Genomic DNA, 19,529 nt, shown 5'->3' on the forward strand with positions numbered 1-19,529 from the left:
CCCCCATGGATCAGAACAACGCCCCGACCAACGGCGAGACCACTAAGACGTCGCGCATTCCGCGCTCCAAGCGTCTGCGTGTGGGTATCGCGACGGCCGTCGTCGCTGCCGCTGCCGTGGGTGGCACTGTCACCGCTTTCGCCGTGAACTCCGACGACTCGACCGGCACCACCACCGCCGCCGCGTCGAACAAGGTCGCCGGCGCCGATTCCGAGGGTCCGCTGTCCACCAAGAAGGGTGACATCGTGGACTCGGAGGGCAAGAAGGTCGTCCTGACCGGTGTGAACTGGTTCGGCTTCGAGACCGGTACCGGTGCGCCGCACGGTCTGTGGAGCCGTGGCTACGAGTCCATGCTGGACCAGATGGCCGACAAGGGCTTCAACACCCTGCGCCTGCCGTACGCGAACGACATGTTCGACGCCAAGGCCAAGGTGACCGGGGTCAACTACAAGCTGAACCCCGACCTGAAGGGCCTCAAGCCCCAGCAGATCATGGACAAGATCGTCAAGGCTGCCACCGACCGTGGTATCCGGGTGATCCTGGACCAGCACCGTCCGGACGCGCAGGGCCAGAGTGAGCTCTGGTACTCGCAGAGCCTGACCGAGCAGAAGTGGCTCTCCGACTGGGTCAAGCTCGCCAAGCGCTACAAGGACAACGACCGGGTGATCGGCGCCGACCTCCACAATGAGCCGCGTGGTCAGGCCACGTGGGGCGACGGCAACCCGAAGACCGACTGGCGTCTGGCGGCCCAGAAGGCCGGTGACGCGATCCACAAGGTCAACAAGAACTGGCTGATCTTCGTCGAGGGCACCGACCGCCACAAGAACGAGCAGTTCTGGTGGGGTGGCGACCTCCAGGGTGTGAAGAAGTACCCGGTGAAGCTCAAGGAGAACAACAAGGTCGTCTACTCGGCGCACGACTACGGTCCGGGTGTCTACATGCAGGGCTGGTTCATGGAGAAGAACTTCCCCAAGAACATGCCTGGCATCTGGGAGAAGCACTGGGCCTACATCAAGAAGCAGAACATCGGCCCCGTGCTGCTGGGTGAGTTCGGTGGTAAGAAGACCGCCGGCAAGAGCAAGGAAGCCGTCTGGCAGAACGCTCTGATGGACTACCTGAAGAAGCACGAGATCAGCTACACGTACTGGTCGTGGAACCCGAACTCGGGTGACACCGGTGGTGTTCTGAACAACGACTGGAAGACCGTCGACAAGAACAAGATGAAGATGCTGTCCAAGTACCAGACGCCTCTGCTGGAGGCGAAGAAGGGGAACAAGTCGGAGTGACCCCGGCTGGTACCACGCCATCACGGCGATAGGACAGCGAGGGCCCGCAGGCACCGCCTGCGGGCCCTCCGTCGTGTCCGGGGTGTCACTCCGTGTAGCAGAGCCGGGTAGGCGAAAGGGGAGGAAAAGGGAAGCGGGGCGTCCGCCGACCGGGTTTCCTTCCCATGAGACAGTCCCGTCCGTCCACCGGCCGGATCCTCTTCCCGGTCACCGTGCTCGCGGTGATCGCGGCCGACCAGGTGACCAAGGCGCTGGTGCTGGCCGCCTGGGGCGGGAGGGTGGGGCCGCAGGCCGGTCTGGGACCGTTCCGCGTACTCCTGGTCCAGAACACCGGGGTGGCCTTCGGGCTGGGGCACGGGCGGCCGGTGCTGATCACCCTGATCACCCTCGCGGGTGCCGCGGCCACCCTGGCCGCGGCCGGGGCGGGGCTACGGACCCGCAGCCGTGGAGCAGCGCTGGGGCTGGGGCTGATCGCGGGTGGCGCCATCGGGAACGGTGCGGACCGGGCCCTGCGACCGCCGGGCCCGCTGCGCGGAGCCGTCATCGACTGGATCACGGTGGCCGCGCGCGGTCCGGTGTTCAACCTCGCCGATGTCGCGCTGGCCGCCGGGACCGTGCTGATCACGGTGGCGCTGCTGCGCGGTACCGCGCGGGAGCGGGCCGCCGCCCGCACCGCGGCCGGGCCGGACCCGGGCCGTATCCCGGACCCGGACCGGAACCCGGGCCCCGATCGGACTCCGGATCCGGGCCTCGGGTCCGGACCTCGGCCGGAGCCCGGGACGGGACTCGTCAGCCTCCGGCCTTGTGCACTGCGCTCTGCCCCGCGTCGCGCTCCGCGCCCTGCGCCGTCCCTGGCTCCTGGCTCTCCCGCTCCGCGACGGAGTCCGCGAACTCCCGGAGCCGCCCGAGCGTCGCTGCGTCCGTGCCCGCGTCCGCCCGAGCGGCCAGCGCGCGGCTGATCCGCTGGTAGACGGAGAACTCACGGGCGCAGGCGTGGCACTCCGCCACATGCGAGCGCACCTGGCCCGCGCCCTCGGCGTCCAGCTCACCGTCCAGATACGACTGGAGCATCGACCCGTCCACCGGGCACTGTCTGCTCCGGCGCCGGTCGGTGTCGCGCCACCAAGTCCATCTGCTCATGGCCCACCTCGCTGTGATTCCAGTCCCGTGGCCAGCAACTGGTTGCGGATCCGCTTGCGCGCCCGGTGCAGCCTGCTCATCACCGTGCCCTTCGGCACGTCCAGCACCTGTGCGGCCTCCGCGTAGGACAGCCCGTCCACATGCACCAGCCGCACCACCTGCTGGTCACGGAGCGGTAGCGCCGTGAACGCGGCGTCCACGGCTTCGTCGAAGGCCGTGTCGACCACCAGCTCCTCGGGTGTTGCGTCGAGGGCGGGGGTCAGCCGTTCCAGCTCGGTGTCGGGGTCGTCGAGCAGCCGGGGCCGGCGCTGGCGGCGCCGGCTCACCTCCGCATGCCGCATGATCGTCAGCAGCCAGGCCCGTGGATGTCTCCCGTCAAAACGCCCGACTGCTCGGTACGCCCGTAGTAACGTGTCCTGCACGAGATCCTCGGCGTCCGCGCGCTGAGCGGTCAGAGACATCGCCACGCGCAGCAGCACTTCGATCTCGGGCAGTACGTACTGGGCGAACATGCGTTGCTGATGGGTGTCCGGGTCAGCCACAGGTGCCTCCTCGGATCCGGACCCCCCGGGGACGCGAAAGACGACATATCACACTCTGTGTAACATCCCGCTCACGGCGTCGCGCGGTACGTTCGGCAATCCGAGTGGCCTGACGCATGCTACGCGTTCAGTGAGACCAGACGCTTTCCGTCGGTGGTGCGGACCTCGAAGCGGTCGATGTCGGCGAGCTTCATGCCTGCTCCGCCGTGGGCCCAGAGCGGGTCTCTGGCCTCCTTGTGGGGGCTGTCCTCCATCCCGTAGCCCCACTTCGACACCGACCAGGTTGTCATGACCTGCTCATGACCGTCCTTGCCGACCGCGATCAGACTGCAATCCAAGGGACCCTTGACGTTCTTCAGCTGAAGAACGGCGTCGGTGCCCCACATCTTGTCCTCCAGCGCGACCGAGGCGTTCACCTTGGTGTCCGGGTCGGTGCCGTGCACCTTGACCGGCATCTTGGCGAACGCGGCCTTCGGACTGGCCGCGACCGTGGTTTCCTTACCGGAGTCCGAGGTGACCGCGATGGTGCCGAGCGGCCCGCCGACGATCAACGCGGCCGCCGCCGCGACCAGGTAGAGGCCGCGCCGCCGTCGCTTGCTGCGGGCCGCGGCGACCCGCGCGACCATACGGTTCAGCAGGGCGGGGCCGGGACGTGCGGTGAGGGTGTCGATGGCGGTGGGGGTGGCGGTGAACGCATGCGGGGTGTGACCCGTCAGCGCGGTGCGGCCGGGGGCGCTGTGGATCCCCGGGATGTCCGCGGCCAGGTCCGCCAGCAGGGGTTCCAGTCCGGTCAGCTCGTCGAGTTCCCGTCCGCACTGCTCACAGCCGGCCAGATGGGCTTCGAAGGCGGTGGCCTCCACCTCGTCGAGCACGCCGAGCACATACGCCCCAACGGCGTCATGTCCCGCGTGGTGCGCCTGCGCTGTCATGCCGTCACTCCTCTCTCCTCGAGCGCGAGCTTCATGGAGCGCAGCGCGTAGAAGACCCGGGATCGAACCGTCCCGCTGGGTATGCCGAGCGTCTCCGCCGCCTCGTTGACCGTCCGGCCCTTGAAATAGGTCTCGACCAGCACCTCGCGATGGGCGTCGCTGAGGTCGTGCATCGCGTCGGTCAGCGTCATCAGCCGCAGCGCCCGGTCGATCTCGTCCTCCGCCGGCATGAGTTCCAGCGGGGAGGGGTCGACCTCCTGGGGCCTGGCCTGCCGACTGCGGTGGCCGTCGATGACGATCCGCCGCGCCACCGTGACCAGCCAGGGCCGGATCGAACCGGTGGCCCGGGACAGCTGGTCCGCGTTCCGCCAGGCGCGTACCAGGGTCTCCTGGACGACGTCCTCCGCACGGTGCCGATCGCCCGCCACCAGGCGCAGAACGAACGCGAGCAACGGCCCGGCGTGCTCCTGGTAGAGCGCGCGCATGAGCTGCTCGTCCGGTGTCCCGCGATGGGATCTTGACGGGCGCTCATCGGCCACGGCGGCATCGTCCTGCACACGAACCTCCAGGACCTGACCTGAGTTGGACAACATCTTGGCGACTCCCGGTCTGGGCCCCGGGGGGGTGGGCGGCCGTTCGGCCTCTTCCTCCATCACTACGGACAGGAGGGGGCGGCTGCTCAACGCGTCGCGAAGAAAAATCCGAGCACGTTCAGGGGAGGGCTGCGGGAGGGCGCGTGGGAGGGTCCGCAGGGCGGCTCAGGAGACGATGGCCTCGAGCATCATGGGCTGCACCTTGCCGTCCAGCATCGCGCCCAGCCCCTCCACCGCGCAGACACCGGGGCGGTCGGCGATGTTCAGCGGCATGCCGGTGGCCTCGCGCAGCATCGAGTCAAGACCGGGGAGCAACGCACTGCCGCCCGCCAGCATGATCCCGCGGTCGGCGAGATCGGCCACCAGGTCGGGCGGACAGCGGCGGAGCACCGTGCCGATCGAGTCCAGCAGCCCGGTGAGCGGGGTACGCAGGGCGGTGCGCAGACTCTCGACGTCCACCCATACCGAGCGGGCCAGCCCGGTGGCCACGTCCCGGCCGTGCACCTCGGTCTCGTGCCCGACGGGTTCTTCGCCGCTGAGGGCCTGGTGCAGCGGACGGACGGCCTGGCTGGGCAGGATCAGCGCGTGTTCATTGCGCAGATGCTGGACGAGGGCGTGCTCGACGATGTCGCCGCCGACCGGCACCCGCTCGGCGGCCACGATCGAGCCCAGGGACAACACCGCGACCTGGGTGGTGGCCGCGCCGCACACCGCGATCATCGTCGCCTCGGGGCGCTCCACCGGGAGTCCGCAGCCCACGGCGGCGGCGATCAGGGTGTCGACCAGCTCCACCCGGCGGGCGCCGATACCGGTGAGCGTCTCCATGGCGGCGCGCTGGGCCAGCGGATCGGCGTCGTGCGGAACGCAGACGGCGGCGCTCAACAGCGGGCGGCGGCGCCAGGCGCGGCGCAGCTTGTTGCCGACCAGCAGCCGCAGCATCCGCTGGGCCATGGCGATGTCGATGACGGTGCCGCCGGAGACGGGGCGGACCACCCGGATATGGGCGGGCGTACGGCCCGTCATGCGCTCGGCGAGCGTCCCGACCGCGATCAGACCGCCGGTGCGGGTGTTCACGGCGGCGACGGTCGGCTCGTCCACGATGACCCCGGTGCGCTTGAGATAGACCCGCGTCCTGCTCGCGCCGAGGTCCACGGCGATGGAGCAGCGGCGCAGTCGCTCGAGGCTGATGCTCATGGCAGGTCTCCCTGTGGGCGGCGTGGCGGGCCGCCGCCCCCGGCGGCCCTGTGATCATCGTGTGCGGATGATCAGGGCGGGCGCCTGCGGGGCTGCGCCGCCTGGGCGAGGCCGGTCCCCCTCATCCGTACGGTCCCGCGCGGCGACTCCGTGCGCGCCGCGCGGGTGGTTCCGTATGTGCTCCCGCGTGGTGGTGTGTGCGCACCGGTGGGTTGGTTCGGTTGGGCGCCCGCGCGGTGGTGTGGTGCGCGTCCTGCGCGGTGGTTGCGGAGCGCCGCCGTGCGCGGGTGGTCCGAGTGGTGCCGGTGTGGTGTCTCGGTGCGTGTCCGTCCGGCGGCTTCACTGCGCGGTGGTGCGGTGCGTGTCCCGCGTGGGTGGTGCGGTGCGGGTGCAGGCGGTGGTTGCGGAGCACCGGTGCGTGGGGTGATCCGAGCCGTGACCGCGCGGTGCCTCGGCGGGAGGCCCGCGCGGGGCGCGGGGCGCGGGCGCCGCTCAGTCCTTCGCGTCCGCGTAGCACTCCACCGCCGCCATCGTGAACGGAAAGCGCACCGGAGTCCGGCCGAAGGCGATCAGCCCCGCCGAGTCCCCGGCCCCGGCGATCGCCTCCCGCACCGCCTCGACCTCCTCCTCCGGGCAGTGCACGATGACCTCGTCGTGCTGGAAGAAGACCAGCTCGGCGCGGAGCCCGGCCGAGAGCAGGGATCGCCGCAGCGCCGCGAGGACCAGCAGGGCCCAGTCGGCGGCGCTGCCCTGCACCACGAAGTTCCGGGTGAACCGGCCGCGGGCGCGGGCGCTCGCGGTGCTGCCGTACGACGGCTCCTCGTCCTGGTCGCGCGGCAGCCCCGCCTCGTCGGCGAACTCCTCGCCGTCGGCGCCAGCGGCGGGCGGGCAGGTGCGGCCCAGCCAGGTGCGCACCAACCGGCCCTCCACACCCGCGCGGGCCGCGTCGTCCACATAGTCCACGGCCGCGGGGAAGCGCCGGCGCAGGGCGGCGAGATGCTTGAGCCCGTCGCCCGAGGTCTGTCCGTAAATGGCGCCGAGCAGGGCCAGTTTGGCGAGGTCGCGGCGGCCCGCGAAGGCGCGGTCGGACAGCGTGGCGTACAGGTCGCGGCCACTGCCCGCGACCTCCATCAGCCCGGGGTCGCGGGAGATGGCGGCGAGCACCCGCGGCTCCATCTGGTCGGCGTCAGCGACCACCAGCCGCCAGCCCGGGTCGGCCACCACCGCGCGCCGCACCACCTTGGGGATCTGCAACGCCCCGCCGCCATGGGTGGTCCAGCGGCCGGAGACGGTGCCGCCGGGCAGATACTCGGGGCGGAAGCGGCCGTCGCGCACCCAGGACTGGAGCCAGGCCCAGCCGTGGGCGGTGTGCAGCCGGTAGAGCTTCTTGTAGCGCAGCAGCGGCTCCACGGCGGGATGGTCGATCCGCTCCAGCTCCCAGGCGCGGGTCGAGCCGAGCGCGATGCCCACGCGGGCGAACGCCCTGACCACCTCGGCGGGCAGATCCGGCCGTACCCGCGCGCCGCCGAAGGCGCGTGAGACCTCGTCGGCCAGCTCGGCGAGCCGCTGGGGCTCGAGACCGCCCGGATAGCGCTCGCCGAGCAGCTCGTCCAGCAGTGCCCGGTGGCGGTCGGCGCGCCAGGGCACCCCGGCGCGGTTCATCTCGGCGGCGACCAGCGTGCCCGCGGATTCGGCGGCGATCAGCAGCCGCATCCGGCCGGGGTGCTCGGCGGCCTCGGTACGGGTCAACTGGTGCGCGTACACCGCGAGCAGGGCGGCGAGCGGATCGGTGCCCGGCGGCAGCGGCGGCGGGCCGGGCTCGAACAGCGAGGGCTGGGTCTCCGCCGTCCGCACCGGCGGATCGGGCGGGACCGGCATCCCGCGCAGCCGGGCCCAGGCCGCGGCCAGGGAGCGCGGTGTGCCCGAGCGCCCCTCGTGGCCGAGCAGCAGAGCCTCGGCGGCCTCGGTGTCCCAGCACCGCTCGACCCGCACTCCGGCGGCGAGCAGCCGGGGATAGATCTCGGCGGTGGACCGCCACACCCAGCGGTCGGCGTCGGGACGGGACCGCACCGCCTCGGCGATCCCGCCCTGAGCCGCCGTGACCTCCACCTCCGGCCCGGCGGCTCCTCCTTCGGCGTCCAGCGGGCAGAGACGAACACCCCCGTCGTCCGTCTCCGCCACTGCCCACCGCATGACCGTGAGTCTTGCAGGGGGTACTGACAACGGCCCCGGCCGCGGCCCGGACAGCCCGGCGGCAACTCGGTGGGAGAGCGGCCAACCCGGGGTGCGTCGTTGACGTCCTAGAGGACAGGGAAGAAGAGATGACGACTGTTCTGCTCTGCCCAGGGCAGGAGACGCGATTGCCGGGTGATCAACCGGATACGCGTGGTGCACGTGCATCTGCTGATGCATCTACCTGTGCAAACGCCAGTGCGTTTGCCCATGCATTAGCAAAGGAACGCGGCTATGATCCGGGCAGTTGTCAGCTGCACGAACAGTGGAGAGCCCTGTGCGCGACCACCCGTACAACGGCATGGCGGCCGCGGACCTTCAGGGGGTCGCCTGGCAGAAGAGCAGACACAGCAATTCCCAAGGGGCGTGTGTGGAGTTCGCCAAACTGCCCGGCGGTGATGTTGCCGTGCGCAACTCCCGCTTCCCGGACGGCCCGGCGCTCATCTACACCCCCGCCGAGGTCGAGGCGATGCTGCTCGGGGTCAAGGACGGAGAATTCGACCACCTGGCACAGGACCCGGCCGGTCTGGGCTGATCACGTGGGTGCGCGCGGCGCCGATCCCACACGGCTGAGCGACACTGGTAGTGACGGCGGGGGGCCCACCTGATGTGAGACGGCGGCGATGAAGGGCTCGGTCCGGGTCGGACATGTCCTCGGGGTGCCACTGCGGATGCACTGGAGCGTCCCGGTGCTGATCGCCGTGCTCGCCTACGGCCTCGGCCGCGAGACGCTGCCCGCGTGGACTCCCGGACGGACGGCCGCCGTGTACGCCGTCGCCAGCCTCGTCGGCGCCGTGCTGCTGATGGGCAGCCTGCTGCTGCACGAGGCCGCGCACGCCGTGGCCGCCCTCCGGAAGGGCGTCTCGGTCGAGGACGTGACGCTGTGGGCGCTGGGCGGAGTGACCCAGATGGGACGGCCGCGCACCGCCGGGATCGCCCTGTTGGTGGCCATCAGCGGCCCGCTCACCAGCCTGTTGCTCGGCGGAATCGGCATCGGTGCGGGGTTGGGGGTGAACGCGTTCGCCGGATGGGGCGTGCCCGCGGCCCTGCTGGTCTGGCTGGGCTGGGCCAATCTGCTGCTGGGTGTGTTCAATCTGCTGCCCGCGGCTCCGCTGGACGGGGGCCGGGTGGTGCAGGCGGTGATGTGGTGGCGCACCGGTGACCGGGAGCGTGCCGACCGGGCGGCGGGGCGCAGCGGTCAGGTCTTCGGGGTGCTGCTCATCGCCTTGGGCTGGATCTCCTTCCTGCGCGGCAACGGCGGCGGTCTGTGGCTCGCGCTGATCGGACTGTTCATGGTCGTCATCGCCAACGCGGAGCGGCAGCGGGCCGGGTTGGCCACGGCGCTGCGCGGGGTGCGGGCGGGCGACGCGATGTCCACGCCGGTGGCCACCGGGGCGGACTGGCTGACCGTGGGACGGTTCATCGACGAGGTGGCGGCCCATTCCCGCCATTCCGTACTGCCTCTGCTCGATTTCGAGGGACGGCCCAGCGGGATGGTGCAGCTGCGTGCCCTGGCGAACGTGCCGCCCGCGGAGCGGGAGAGTCGGCGGGTGCGCGAGGCGGCCGTACCGCTGTCACGGTGCACGGTGGCCACATCCGACGAGCTGCTGACCGAGGTGCTGGATCGGGCGCGGCCGGGCGGCGGAGGAATGCCGGTGCTGGTGGTGGACCACGGTCATCTGGAGGGGATCGTCACCATGCATGATGTGACCCGGTACTTCCAGCTGCACGCCCTGGGCATCACCACGGCGCCACCGGAGTCCGCCCACCACTAGGTCCTGTCCTGTCGATCTTCGTGGATCAGCCCGCGGCGTCTGGTGAGGGGGCACCTCCCAGCGGTAGCTGGGGGAGGATCGCAAGGCGGAGGGTCGTCCTCGTACTGGGCGTACTCGGAAGATCCCGACAACGCGGCGAGGCGCGGTGCCAGACGTCGCGGGCCCGCGAAGATCGGCAGGACAGGGCCTAGCGGCCCTCACGTCCCGGTCAGGGGCGGGGCAGCCGGAACAGGGCCCAGACGACCTTGCCCCGCAGTGGCCCGGCCAGTGGATGCCAGCCCCAGCCGTCGGTGAAGGACTCCACCAGATGGAGCCCGCGCCCGGACTCCTCGGCCCAGTCCGCCTCACCCGCCACCGGGCCCTTCTCGCTGAGGTCGCGTACCGCGCAGACCAGCCGGCTGGGGCAGTGCATCAGATGGAGCCGCACCTGCGGATCGCTCTCGCCGTCACCCCGGGCGCCGGTGAGACCGTCGGCCGCCCCGCTGGGCAGCCCGTACCGCAGGGCGTTGGTCACCAGCTCGGAGACGACCAGGGCCACCTCGTCGAACAGCTCGGGCAGACCCCATTGGCGCAGGGTGGAACCGGTGAACTGACGGGCGCCGCGGACCGCTTCGAAGCGGGAGGGCAATGGGCAGGAGACGGATCCGGCGATGCCGGAGGGGTCGATCGGAGGGAGCCCTCGCCACAAGGGCTCCAGCAGGCTCGATCCTTCGCTCCCCATGCGAGCACTCCTGCATCCGTGGCCGTGATGGCTCTTGGCCAGATCTCGTACGAGCTTGCACGTGCGCTAACCCTATGGTTCCGAATGCGCAGAGCAGATGCAAGGGCAGATGCACGTGCACGGCGCTTTTTTGAGGGACAGTGACCGCATTTACACGTCTTTCCTCCTGCGGAATGATGCGTACATGGCCCTGCTGAGTGACGACATGTGTACAGCGTGGAACCTGGGAAGTGGCAGACTTCAGCCCCAGGGGCCGCGGGGTCGCCTTGGAAGGGTGAGTTCCGTACAGGGAGGGTCACGCAGATGACCGCAAGTGAGTCGAGTGGATCGGTGGTGCGCCGTATCCTCCTGGGCTCCCAGCTCAGGCGGCTGCGCGAGTCCCGGGGCATCACGCGGGAGGCGGCGGGCTACTCGATCCGTGCCTCCGAATCCAAGATCAGCCGCATGGAGTTGGGCCGGGTGAGCTTCAAGGCGCGCGATATCGAGGATCTGCTGACGCTCTACGGCGTGACGGACGAGGCCGAGCGCGCGGCGCTGCTCGGGCTCGCCCGCGAGGCCAACCTCACTGGCTGGTGGCACAGTTACGGCGATGTGCTGCCCGGCTGGTTCCAGACCTATGTCGGCCTGGAGGGGGCGGCCTCCCATATCGCCTGCTACGAGCTCCAGTTCATCCACGGGCTGCTCCAGACCGAGGCCTACGCCCATGCCGTGGTGACCCGCGGCCAGCCCCAGGCGGCCGCCGCCGAGGTGGACCGCCGGGTGGCGCTGCGGCTGGAGCGGCAGAAGCTGCTGGTCTCCGAGCGCGCCCCGGCCTTCCACGCGGTGCTGGACGAGGCGGCGCTGCGCCGTCCGTACGGCGGGCGCGAGGTGATGCGCGCCCAGCTGCGCCATCTGATCGCCGTCTCGGAGCAGTCGAATGTGACCTTGCAGGTGATGCCGTTCTCCTTCGGTGGCCACGCGGCGGAGAGCGGGGCGTTCACCCTGCTGCGGTTCCCGGAGTCCGACCTGCCCGACGTGGTCTATCTGGAACAGCTCACCAGCGCGCTCTACCTGGACAAACGTGATGAAGTGGCGCAGTACGAGCGAGTGTTGGCGCGGCTGAGTGCGGACAGTCTGTCACCGCGCGAGAGCCGGGAACTGCTCGGAGAACTCCTTCACGGCGGCTGACGCACCAGTAGGATGACGTAGCGTCAGGATGACCCCCATGGCGCCCATGACCCCCCACCCGTGCGCGGGTGTCGTTGACGTTGGCACCGCGTCCTCCAGATAGGGATGGCATGTCCTACTTCTCCGAGTTGGCCTTTCAGTACATCGACGGTGAGTGGCGCGGCGGCAACGGATCCTGGGACATCGTCGACTTCAACCCCTACAGCGGGGAGAAGCTGGCGTCCATCACCGTCGCCACCGTCGAGGAGATCGATCTCGCCTATCGGGCGGCCGAGCGGGCGCAGCCGTCGTGGGGTGCCATCAACCCCTATGCCCGGCGGCAGGTCTTCGAGCGGGTGCTGCGGATCATCGAGGACCGCGAGAAGGAGCTCACCGAGACGATCATCGCGGAGTGCGGTGGCACCCAGGTGAAGGCGGGGTTCGAACTCCACCTGGCCAAGGAGTTCCTGCGGGAGGCCATCCAGCTGGCGCTGCGTCCCGAGGGCCGGATCATCCCGTCCCCGGTCGACGGCAAGGAGAACCGCCTCTACCGGCTGCCGGTCGGGGTCGTGGGCGTCATCAGCCCGTTCAACTTCCCCTTCCTGCTCTCGCTGAAGTCGGTGGCACCGGCGCTGGCTCTGGGCAACGCGGTGGTCCTCAAACCGCATCAGAACACCCCGATCTGCGGCGGCGGTCTGGTGGCCAAGGTCTTCGAGGAGGCGGGGCTGCCCGCCGGACTGCTCAATGTGGTGGTCACGGATATCGCGGAGATCGGTGACGCGCTGATCGAGCACCCGGTGCCCAAGGTCATTTCGTTCACCGGGTCGGACAAGGTCGGCCGTCATGTGGCCACCGTGGCCGCCTCCCACTTCAAGCGGTCGATCCTGGAGCTGGGCGGCAACAGCGCACTGGTCGTCCTGGATGACGCGGACCTCGACTACGCGGTGGACGCGGCGGTGTTCAGCCGCTTCGTCCACCAGGGGCAGGTCTGTATGGCGGCCAACCGGGTGCTGGTGGACCGCGCGGTGGAGCGGGAGTTCACCGAGAAGTTCGTGGCCAAGGTGAAGTCGCTGAAGGTGGGCGACCCCAGCGATCCGACCACCCACATCGGTCCCCTGATCAACGAGGGCCAGGCCGAGACCATCAGCTCCCTGGTCGACCAGTCCATAGCCGAGGGCGCCACCGCGCTGGTGCGGGGCCGCACCGAGGGCACCCTGGTGGAGCCGAGCGTGCTGGGCGGGGTCCCGGAGGGGTCGACCATCCTCAAGCAGGAGATCTTCGGCCCGGTGGTGGTGCTGATCCCGTTCGACGGCGAGGAGGAGGCCGTGCGGATCGCCAATGACACGGACTACGGGCTCAGCGGCGCCGTGCACACCGGCGACATCGAGCGCGGTGTGCGGTTCGCCCGGCGCATCCACACCGGCATGATCCATGTGAACGACAGCACCGTGCACGACGAGCCGATCGTGCCGTTCGGCGGGGAGAAGTTCTCCGGGCTGGGACGGCTCAACGGCGAGTCGATGATCGAGGACTTCACCACCACCAAGTGGATCTCCATCCAGCACGGACGGAGCCAGTTCCCCTTCTGATCCATGGTGTTCCGGGGCCCGCCGGGTTCCGGGGTCTGCCAGGTTTTTGGTCCCTCCGATCGATGAGGACAGAAGCTGACCGCATCGCTGTCTACTGTCGAAGACATCAGCCAGACCGGAACACTCCGGTCGGCGGAACCGACGGAAGGCGGACCCCATGCCCACTCTGGTGAGTCAGGAAGCCCACGGTGACGAGGCCGGCGCCCTGCTGGGCTTTCTGGACGCGCAGCGCGGCGCGATCCGCCGGACCCTGCACGGTCTGACCGCCGAGCAGGCGAGCAGCAAGCCGTCCGCGAGCGAACTGTCGCTCGTGGGGCTGCTCAAGCATGTCGCCGAGGTCGAGCAGGGCTGGGTCGAGGACGCCAAGGGCGTACCGCACACCATCGTGCGCAACCACGAGAACTGGCACCTCAGCTTTGAGCTGGAGGAGGGCCAGACCGTCGAGAGCCTGCTCGCCTTCTGGGACGATGTGGCGGAGCGCACCGAGAAGTTCATCCGCTCGCTGCCGGATCTGAACGGCACCTTCCCGCTGCCCCGCGCCCCGTGGTTCCCCCAGGGCAGTGAGCGGTCGATGCGGTTCCTGCTGCTGACTCTGATCCAGGAGATGGCCCGGCACGCCGGTCACGCGGATGTCATCCGGGAGACCCTCGACGGCAAGACCGCTTTCGTCCTCATCGACGAGACGGGCACCCCCTCCGTCACCTCCTGATCCGCTCGCCGGGTCCGCCCCGCCCGGCCCGTTGCGTCCAGGGCCTAGCCTGGACGCAGCAAGAGGGCCGTGGGGACAACGGCGGGATGGAGAGATCGGGCGATGTCAGCGATCCGGCTGCTGGTGCTGGGAGCGGTGCGCCAGCACGGGCGGGCGCACGGTTATCAGGTCCGCAACGACCTGGAGTTCTGGGGCGCGCATGAGTGGTCCAACGCCAAGCCCGGATCGATCTACCACGCTCTCAAACAGATGGCGAAGCAAGGGCTGATGCGTGCCCATGACATCGCTCCGAGTACCGCCGGCGGCCCGCCGCGCACCGAGTACGAGCTGACCGAGGCGGGGGAGGAGGAGTACTTCCGGCTGCTGCGGAAGTCCCTGCTGGAGCACGGTCAGAAGCTGGACGAGCTGACGGCCGGGGTGGGTTTCATCGTCGACCTCACCCGGGCCGAGGCCATCGATCTGCTCAAGCAGCGGGTGGCGGCGCTCGAGGGGTGGCGGGACGAGGTGACCCGGCACTGGATGCCCCCGGAGGGTTCGTCGCCCGACGCGTGGGGCCATATCGGCGAGATCATGAAGTTCTGGCTGCACTCCGCCGACAGCGGGGCCGAGTGGACCCGCGGGCTGATCGAGCGCCTCGAGGGCGGGGCCTATGTGATGGCGGGCGAGGGGAAGCGCTCGGTGGATGTGCTGATGGAGGGGGCGGGGCCACCCGTTGAGTACACCCCCGCCGCGCACACCCCCGCTGAGGACGGCCCCGCTGAGGACGCCCCCACTCGGGACGTCTCCGCCCAGGACGCCGACGAGAGATCCATCCATTAATCAAGTTTGACTAGTCCCGGGATCGGGGAGTACCTTCCAGAGCCGCTTAGTCAAATTTGACTACTGCACACCGAGAGGGGAAGACCTTGACCGGCAGCGATCCCGCGATCGTGGTCGAAGGACTGCGGAAGACCTACGGCGGAAAACCGGCCCTCGCCGGACTCGACCTCACCGTTCCCCAGGGCACTGTGCATGCCGTGCTCGGTCCCAACGGCGCGGGCAAGACCACCTGCGTACGGATTCTGGCCACCCTGCTGCGGCTCGACGGCGGCCGTGCGGAGGTCGCCGGATACGACGTACGGCGCCACCCCGACCAGGTCCGCTACCGCATCGGACTGCTCGGCCAGTACGCCGCGGTGGACGAGGAGTTGAGCGGTCGGCAGAACCTGGAGATGTTCGGCCGCCTTTACCACCTGGGCGCCCGCCGGGCGGGCGCCCGCGCGGACGAGCTGCTGGAGCGGTTCGGCCTCACCGGCACCGGCCACAAGGCCGTCGGGCAGTACAGCGGAGGGATGCGGCGCAGGCTGGACCTGGCCGCGAGCCTCATCATGCGGCCCCAGGTCCTGTTCCTGGACGAGCCGACCACCGGGCTCGACCCGCGCGGCCGCACCGAGGTGTGGAACGCGGTCCGTTCCCTGGTCGGCGGCGGCACCACGGTGCTGCTCACCACCCAGTACCTGGAGGAGGCCGACCAACTCGCCGACCGCATCTGCGTGGTGGACCACGGCCGGGCCATCGCCGATGGCACCGCCGACCAGCTCAAGGCCCGGATCGGTGGGGACCGCATCGAGGTCGTGCTGCGCGACGGCGGTCAACTCGGCACCGCCGCCTCGGTCGTGGGCCAGGCCACCGGCGCGGACCGGGACGAGGTCGAGACCGACGCCGACCGGCGGCGGGTCGCCGCCCGTGTCGAGAACCGCGTCGCCGCGCTCACCGAGACCGTACGGGCCCTGGCGGCGGCCGGGATCGAGGCGGAGGACATCGTGCTGCGCCGCCCCACCCTCGACGAGGTCTTCCTCCATCTCACCGGGAGGAGCGCCGCGGACGGGGCGGCGGAGGAGTCGGTGGACGACACCAAGGACCACACCACGGACGACACCAAGGACCACACCACCAAGGAAGGGGTGGGCGTATGACCACCGCGACGGACACCACCCCAAGGCCCTCGGGCACCCTGCTCTGGGCCCTCGCCGACTCCTGGACCATGACCCGGCGCGGTTTCGCCCACTGGGCGCGCCAGCCCGTCCAGGTGGTCGTCAACCTGGTCTTCCCGGTGATGATGCTGCTGATGTTCGCGTATTTCCTGGGCGGCGGGATGACCGTCCCCGGAGGCGGCGACTACAAGCAGTTCCTGGTGCCCGGGGTGCTCGCCCTCACCATGGCCTTCGGTCTGGAAGGGACGATGCTCGCCGTCACCCAGGATCTCAACAAGGGCGTCATCGACCGCTTCCGCTCCATGCCCATGGCCCCCTCGGCGGTGCTGGTCGGGCGCAGCGTGCTGGACATGCTCCAGTCCGCGCTGAGCTTGTGCGCGCTGATCGGGGTCGGTCTGGCGATGGGCTGGCGCTGGCACGGCGGGATCGGGGACGCGCTGTACGCGGTCGGGCTGCTGCTCTGGCTGCGCTTCGCGATGCTGTGGATCGGCATCCACCTGGGCATGGTGGCCGGACGGCCCGAACTCGTCCAGGCCGTACAGATCCTGGTCTGGCCGGTCGGCTTCCTCTCCAATGTGTTCGCCGCGCCCGAGCACATGCCCGCGTGGCTGGGGGCGGTCGCGGAGTGGAACCCGATGTCGGCGACGGCCGCCGCGGTCCGCGATCTGTTCGGGAACCCGGGCGCCGGGGGCGGCTCCTGGGCCACCGACCACGCCCAACTCCTCGCCGTCTGCTGGCCGCTGCTGCTGGTGGCGGTCTTCTTCCCGCTGGCCGTGGGACGTTACCGGAGGCTCACCCGGTGACGGCGGCGCACCGTGCCCGGATGCCACCTCGGTCACATCGTCACCGGTGCTGGGTGGTTGCGGATACGGTGCAGGTATGGGGAACGACAGCGTGGGCATGGGGGCGGCCACGGCCGGGGGGCCGGGATACGCCCTGCTGATCGCGGCCGGACCGTCCGGAAAGCATCGCATGATGGACGCGGCGGCCGCGCTGCCACAGCTCGCGGCGGTGCCTCCGGCGGCGCTGCTGGGCACGCCTGGCGGCGCCAGCGTGGTCCAACTCGTCGACCCCGCCGACCCGCAGACCGTGCTGACCCATCTGCGGACCGCGGCTGCCCATCCGGGCCCGGTGCTGATCTATCTCGCGGGCCGGCTCACCGTGGACGCCAAACAGCGTTTACCGCATCTGGCGTTGGCGCGCACCACTGCGCGGACGGCCCGGTACACGGCGCTGCCGTGGCACTGGCTGGCCGCCGAGCTCGCCCAGCGGCCGCCCGGCAACACCACGGTGCTGGCCGATCTGGTGGCCGACGAGACGGCGTGGCCGGGGCTCTCCGGGGCCTCCGGCGGTACCGGTTGGCTCACGTCCGGGCTGAGGCTGTACGGCGCGGTGGCCCCGGCCCCGCCCAAGCGGCAGCTGGCGGTGCCGGTCTACAGCCGCGCGCTGGCCGATGTGCTGCGCGGCGTCGCGGGCGGTGCGGCGGGTGGCGCCGCCGACCCGCTGCCGTACGCCCTGCTGCACGAGCGTGCCGTCGCGGAGGCGGGGCTCGGCGGTGGGCCCGCACTGCTGCTGGACGGGTCAGGCGAAACGTCTCAGCGGCCGGTGAACACGGTGCCGGATGCCGCCGTACGCGCCGCCGTACCGCACGACCCCGTACGCGCCGCCGTACCGCACGACCCCGTACGCGCCGCCGTACCGCACGACCCCGTACGCGCCGCCGTACCGCACGACCCCGTACGCGACCCCGTACCCCACGACCCCGTACGGCAGGGGCCGCCGTCCGCCCCCGGATCCGCCCCGGTGCCGGATCCGCACGCCGCCATCTTCGAGGCCGCGCACTCCGGGCGGCACAGCGAGGCCGCCTCCATGGCGGCGGCCTGGGAGCAGGAGGCGCTGCGCGCGGCCGGTCCCCGATCCACCGGCGCGATCCACTGGCTGGAGGTCCGCGCCGATCTCGCCCGGCTGGCCGGCGACCCCGCCCGCGCCTGTGAGCTGTGGCTCGCGGTGGCGGACGCCCGGCTGGGCAACGGCGAACCGGCCGGGCATCCCGAGGTGGAGGGGGCCGTGGACCGGGCGCACCACCAGTGGCAGTTCATCCAGGACCCGGGGAGGGCCAGCGCCCTCGCACCGCAGCTGATCGATCTGCGCGGCCGGGTGCCCGGCCGCAGACCCGGAGCCCTGGAAGCCGTACGCCGCAGAGCGGAGCTGCTGCTCAACACCGCGTCCCAGCCGGGCTGATCCACGAAGATCGACAGGACCGGACCTAGTGGTGGAAGGCGGTGGCGGCGGACGTCGGCCGTCCCAGCGGTTTCGACTGCGTCCGCAAATCCGGCAGCACACTCCGAAGATCGTCCATGAACAGGTCGGACAGATCCATCGTGAAGCCGTTGCGGCACACCACCCGCAGCACCGACAGGTCCTCGCGGTTCGGCGGGAAGGTGTACGCGGGCACCAGCCAGCCGCACTCCCGCAGCCGCCGCGAGACGTCGAACACATCGAAGGTGTCCACCCCCTCCGCCGTGGTGAAGGCGAAGACCGGCAGCTGGTCGCCGCGGGTCAGCAGGGTGAAGTCACCGAGCGCCTCGATCCGTTCGGCCAGTGAGCGGGCCACATCGCGGGAGTTCTGCTGGACGGCCCGGAAGCCGTCCCGCCCCAGCCGCAGGAAGGTGTAGTACTGGGCGGCCACCTGGGCCCCGGGCCGGGAGAAGTTGAGCGCGAAGGTGGGCATGTCCCCGCCGAGGTAGTTGACCCGGAAGACCAGTTCCTCCGGCAGGTCCTCGGTGGTGCGCCACAGCGCCCAGCCCACCCCCGGGTAGACCAGGCCGTACTTGTGGCCGGAGGTGTTGATGGAGGAGACGCGCGGCAGCCGGAAGTCCCAGACCAGGTCGGTGTCGAGGAACGGCGCCACCATCGCGCCGGAGGCCCCGTCCACATGGACCGGTACGTCCAGTCCGGTGCGCTCCTGGAGGTCGTCCAGCGCCCCGCACACCTCGGCCACCGGTTCGTAGGACCCGTCGAAGGTCGAGCCGAGCACGGTGACGACGCCGATGGTGTTCTCGTCGCAGAGATCTGCGGCGGCCTGGGGGTCGAGATGGAACCGGTCGCCCTCCATGGGCACCTGCCGGGCCTCGACCTCCCAGAAGGTGCAGAACTTGTCCCAGCACACCTGGACATTGCCGCCCATGACCAGATTGGGCTTGGCGGTGGCCGGATAGCGCACCGGATTCTGCTTCGCCCAGCGCCGTTTGAGGGCCATCCCGGCGAGCATGCACGCCTCGCTGGACCCGGTGGTGGAGCAGCCCATGACCGCGTCCGGGTCGGGGGCGTGCCACAGCCGGGCGAGCATCGCCACACAGCGCCGTTCCAGTTCGGCGGTGCGCGGGTACTCATCCTTGTCGATCATGTTCTTGTCCCGGCAGTCGGCCATCAGCGTGCCCGCCTGCGGCTCCATCCACGTGGTGACGAAGGTGGCGAGATTCAGCCGGGCGTTGCCGTCGAGCATCAGCTCGTCATGGACGAACTGGTACGCGGTGGAGGGCGCCATCGGCCCGTCCGGGAGGCGGTGGCGCGGTGGTTCGGCGGCCATGCCGCTGACCGGGTCGGCCGCGCCGTAGAAGGGGTTGACGGAGAAGCGGGGCCGCTCTTCTCCGCGGTGCCTGACGCTGGAGCCTCGATGAAGTGCCATCTTCCCGAAAAT

The 19,529-nt window shown here is 70.4% G+C and carries 18 protein-coding genes and 1 pseudogene; 11 read left to right on the forward strand and 8 right to left on the reverse strand.

Annotation, left to right across the window (positions count from 1 at the left end; all coding sequences use genetic code 11):
* The first annotated feature begins 5 nt into the window (after positions 1-5).
* Together AC4BEG_RS18520 and AC4BEG_RS18525 are read left to right on the forward strand one after the other, a co-directional pair.
* A complete protein-coding gene (locus tag AC4BEG_RS18520) occupies positions 6-1,286 on the forward strand; it encodes a glycoside hydrolase family 5 protein (protein ID WP_490700859.1) in 1,281 nt (426 codons plus the stop codon).
* A gap of 164 nt (positions 1,287-1,450) precedes the next feature.
* Positions 1,451-2,245, forward strand: a complete 795-nt coding sequence (locus tag AC4BEG_RS18525) for a signal peptidase II (RefSeq protein WP_490700860.1) — start codon at positions 1,451-1,453, stop codon at positions 2,243-2,245.
* 64 nt (positions 2,246-2,309) lie between these two features.
* Here AC4BEG_RS18525 and AC4BEG_RS18530 read toward each other — a convergent pair.
* The 6 genes and pseudogenes from AC4BEG_RS18530 to AC4BEG_RS18555 all read right to left on the reverse strand — a co-directional run.
* A pseudogene (locus tag AC4BEG_RS18530) lies at positions 2,310-2,426 on the reverse strand (hypothetical protein); the annotation flags it as partial.
* A complete protein-coding gene (locus AC4BEG_RS18535; protein WP_490700861.1) occupies positions 2,423-2,968 on the reverse strand; it encodes an RNA polymerase sigma factor in 546 nt (181 codons plus the stop codon). The gene AC4BEG_RS18535 and the pseudogene AC4BEG_RS18530, both read right to left, overlap by 4 nt.
* Before the next feature lie 119 nt (positions 2,969-3,087).
* Positions 3,088-3,897 carry an anti-sigma factor family protein gene (locus AC4BEG_RS18540; protein WP_490700862.1) on the reverse strand — a complete coding sequence of 270 codons (810 nt, stop codon included), beginning with the start codon at positions 3,895-3,897 and terminating at the stop codon, positions 3,088-3,090.
* Positions 3,894-4,490 carry a sigma-70 family RNA polymerase sigma factor gene (locus AC4BEG_RS18545; RefSeq protein WP_201870505.1) on the reverse strand — a complete coding sequence of 199 codons (597 nt, stop codon included), beginning with the start codon at positions 4,488-4,490 and terminating at the stop codon, positions 3,894-3,896. Before AC4BEG_RS18545 ends, AC4BEG_RS18540 begins: the two co-directional genes overlap by 4 nt.
* Positions 4,491-4,655: 165 nt before the next feature.
* Positions 4,656-5,684, reverse strand: a complete 1,029-nt coding sequence (locus AC4BEG_RS18550; RefSeq protein ID WP_490700863.1) for a rod shape-determining protein — start codon at positions 5,682-5,684, stop codon at positions 4,656-4,658.
* Between the two features lie 492 nt (positions 5,685-6,176).
* Entirely contained in the window at positions 6,177-7,877 is a 1,701-nt protein-coding gene (locus AC4BEG_RS18555) for a bifunctional 3'-5' exonuclease/DNA polymerase (protein ID WP_490700864.1), read from the reverse strand.
* A 340-nt stretch (positions 7,878-8,217) separates the two neighbouring features.
* Between AC4BEG_RS18555 and AC4BEG_RS18560 the strand changes: the two genes are divergently transcribed.
* A complete protein-coding gene (locus AC4BEG_RS18560) occupies positions 8,218-8,451 on the forward strand; it encodes a DUF397 domain-containing protein (RefSeq protein ID WP_490707121.1) in 234 nt (77 codons plus the stop codon).
* Between the two features lie 88 nt (positions 8,452-8,539).
* Positions 8,540-9,691 carry a site-2 protease family protein gene (locus AC4BEG_RS18565; protein WP_490700865.1) on the forward strand — a complete coding sequence of 384 codons (1,152 nt, stop codon included), beginning with the start codon at positions 8,540-8,542 and terminating at the stop codon, positions 9,689-9,691.
* 208 nt (positions 9,692-9,899) lie between these two features.
* Here AC4BEG_RS18565 and AC4BEG_RS18570 read toward each other — a convergent pair whose 3' ends face one another.
* Positions 9,900-10,412, reverse strand: a complete 513-nt coding sequence (locus AC4BEG_RS18570; protein WP_490700866.1) for an ATP-binding protein — start codon at positions 10,410-10,412, stop codon at positions 9,900-9,902.
* A 303-nt stretch (positions 10,413-10,715) separates the two neighbouring features.
* On the opposite strand from AC4BEG_RS18570, the gene AC4BEG_RS18575 reads away from it, so the two are divergent.
* The 7 genes from AC4BEG_RS18575 to AC4BEG_RS18605 all read left to right on the forward strand — a co-directional run bounded on the left by AC4BEG_RS18575 (position 10,716) and on the right by AC4BEG_RS18605 (position 18,070).
* A complete protein-coding gene (locus AC4BEG_RS18575; protein ID WP_490700867.1) occupies positions 10,716-11,579 on the forward strand; it encodes a Sco1979 family transcriptional regulator in 864 nt (287 codons plus the stop codon).
* Positions 11,580-11,689: 110 nt separating this feature from the next.
* Positions 11,690-13,147, forward strand: coding sequence for an aldehyde dehydrogenase family protein (locus tag AC4BEG_RS18580; protein WP_490700868.1), 1,458 nt, complete (start codon positions 11,690-11,692; stop codon positions 13,145-13,147).
* A 157-nt stretch (positions 13,148-13,304) separates the two neighbouring features.
* A complete protein-coding gene (locus tag AC4BEG_RS18585; protein WP_490700869.1) occupies positions 13,305-13,856 on the forward strand; it encodes a DinB family protein in 552 nt (183 codons plus the stop codon).
* A gap of 102 nt (positions 13,857-13,958) precedes the next feature.
* Complete coding sequence (locus AC4BEG_RS18590; protein ID WP_490700870.1) at positions 13,959-14,675, forward strand: PadR family transcriptional regulator; 717 nt, start codon at positions 13,959-13,961, stop codon at positions 14,673-14,675.
* An 86-nt stretch (positions 14,676-14,761) separates the two neighbouring features.
* Positions 14,762-15,811, forward strand: coding sequence for an ATP-binding cassette domain-containing protein (locus tag AC4BEG_RS18595; RefSeq protein ID WP_490700871.1), 1,050 nt, complete (start codon positions 14,762-14,764; stop codon positions 15,809-15,811).
* Positions 15,808-16,632, forward strand: coding sequence for an ABC transporter permease (locus AC4BEG_RS18600; protein ID WP_490700872.1), 825 nt, complete (start codon positions 15,808-15,810; stop codon positions 16,630-16,632). The genes AC4BEG_RS18595 and AC4BEG_RS18600 overlap by 4 nt, the downstream gene beginning before the upstream one ends.
* Positions 16,633-16,708: 76 nt before the next feature.
* Positions 16,709-18,070, forward strand: coding sequence for a hypothetical protein (locus AC4BEG_RS18605; RefSeq protein ID WP_490700873.1), 1,362 nt, complete (start codon positions 16,709-16,711; stop codon positions 18,068-18,070).
* Positions 18,071-18,095: 25 nt separating this feature from the next.
* Here the strand turns inward: AC4BEG_RS18605 and gad are convergent, their stop codons facing one another.
* Positions 18,096-19,517 (reverse strand): glutamate decarboxylase, encoded by a 1,422-nt coding sequence (gad, locus tag AC4BEG_RS18610; protein WP_490700874.1) that lies wholly within the window; start codon positions 19,515-19,517, stop codon positions 18,096-18,098.
* Between the last annotated feature and the right edge of the window lie 12 nt (positions 19,518-19,529).

Source organism: Streptomyces sp. JLBJ103, assembly GCF_058215575.1.

What these genes read in the sequence shown, in the direction of transcription:
- AC4BEG_RS18520 (WP_490700859.1), top strand. Translation starts at nt 6, where the DNA reads ATGGATCAGAACAACGCCCCGACCAACGGCGAGACCACTAAGACGTCG.
- AC4BEG_RS18525 (WP_490700860.1), top strand. Translation starts at nt 1,451, where the DNA reads ATGAGACAGTCCCGTCCGTCCACCGGCCGGATCCTCTTCCCGGTCACC.
- AC4BEG_RS18540 (WP_490700862.1), bottom strand. Translation starts at nt 3,897, where the DNA reads ATGACAGCGCAGGCGCACCACGCGGGACATGACGCCGTTGGGGCGTAT.
- AC4BEG_RS18545 (WP_201870505.1), bottom strand. Translation starts at nt 4,490, where the DNA reads ATGTTGTCCAACTCAGGTCAGGTCCTGGAGGTTCGTGTGCAGGACGAT.
- AC4BEG_RS18550 (WP_490700863.1), bottom strand. Translation starts at nt 5,684, where the DNA reads ATGAGCATCAGCCTCGAGCGACTGCGCCGCTGCTCCATCGCCGTGGAC.
- AC4BEG_RS18555 (WP_490700864.1), bottom strand. Translation starts at nt 7,877, where the DNA reads ATGCGGTGGGCAGTGGCGGAGACGGACGACGGGGGTGTTCGTCTCTGC.
- AC4BEG_RS18560 (WP_490707121.1), top strand. Translation starts at nt 8,218, where the DNA reads ATGGCGGCCGCGGACCTTCAGGGGGTCGCCTGGCAGAAGAGCAGACAC.
- AC4BEG_RS18565 (WP_490700865.1), top strand. Translation starts at nt 8,540, where the DNA reads ATGAAGGGCTCGGTCCGGGTCGGACATGTCCTCGGGGTGCCACTGCGG.
- AC4BEG_RS18570 (WP_490700866.1), bottom strand. Translation starts at nt 10,412, where the DNA reads ATGGGGAGCGAAGGATCGAGCCTGCTGGAGCCCTTGTGGCGAGGGCTC.
- AC4BEG_RS18575 (WP_490700867.1), top strand. Translation starts at nt 10,716, where the DNA reads ATGACCGCAAGTGAGTCGAGTGGATCGGTGGTGCGCCGTATCCTCCTG.
- AC4BEG_RS18580 (WP_490700868.1), top strand. Translation starts at nt 11,690, where the DNA reads ATGTCCTACTTCTCCGAGTTGGCCTTTCAGTACATCGACGGTGAGTGG.
- AC4BEG_RS18585 (WP_490700869.1), top strand. Translation starts at nt 13,305, where the DNA reads ATGCCCACTCTGGTGAGTCAGGAAGCCCACGGTGACGAGGCCGGCGCC.
- AC4BEG_RS18590 (WP_490700870.1), top strand. Translation starts at nt 13,959, where the DNA reads ATGTCAGCGATCCGGCTGCTGGTGCTGGGAGCGGTGCGCCAGCACGGG.
- AC4BEG_RS18600 (WP_490700872.1), top strand. Translation starts at nt 15,808, where the DNA reads ATGACCACCGCGACGGACACCACCCCAAGGCCCTCGGGCACCCTGCTC.
- AC4BEG_RS18605 (WP_490700873.1), top strand. Translation starts at nt 16,709, where the DNA reads ATGGGGAACGACAGCGTGGGCATGGGGGCGGCCACGGCCGGGGGGCCG.
- gad (WP_490700874.1), bottom strand. Translation starts at nt 19,517, where the DNA reads ATGGCACTTCATCGAGGCTCCAGCGTCAGGCACCGCGGAGAAGAGCGG.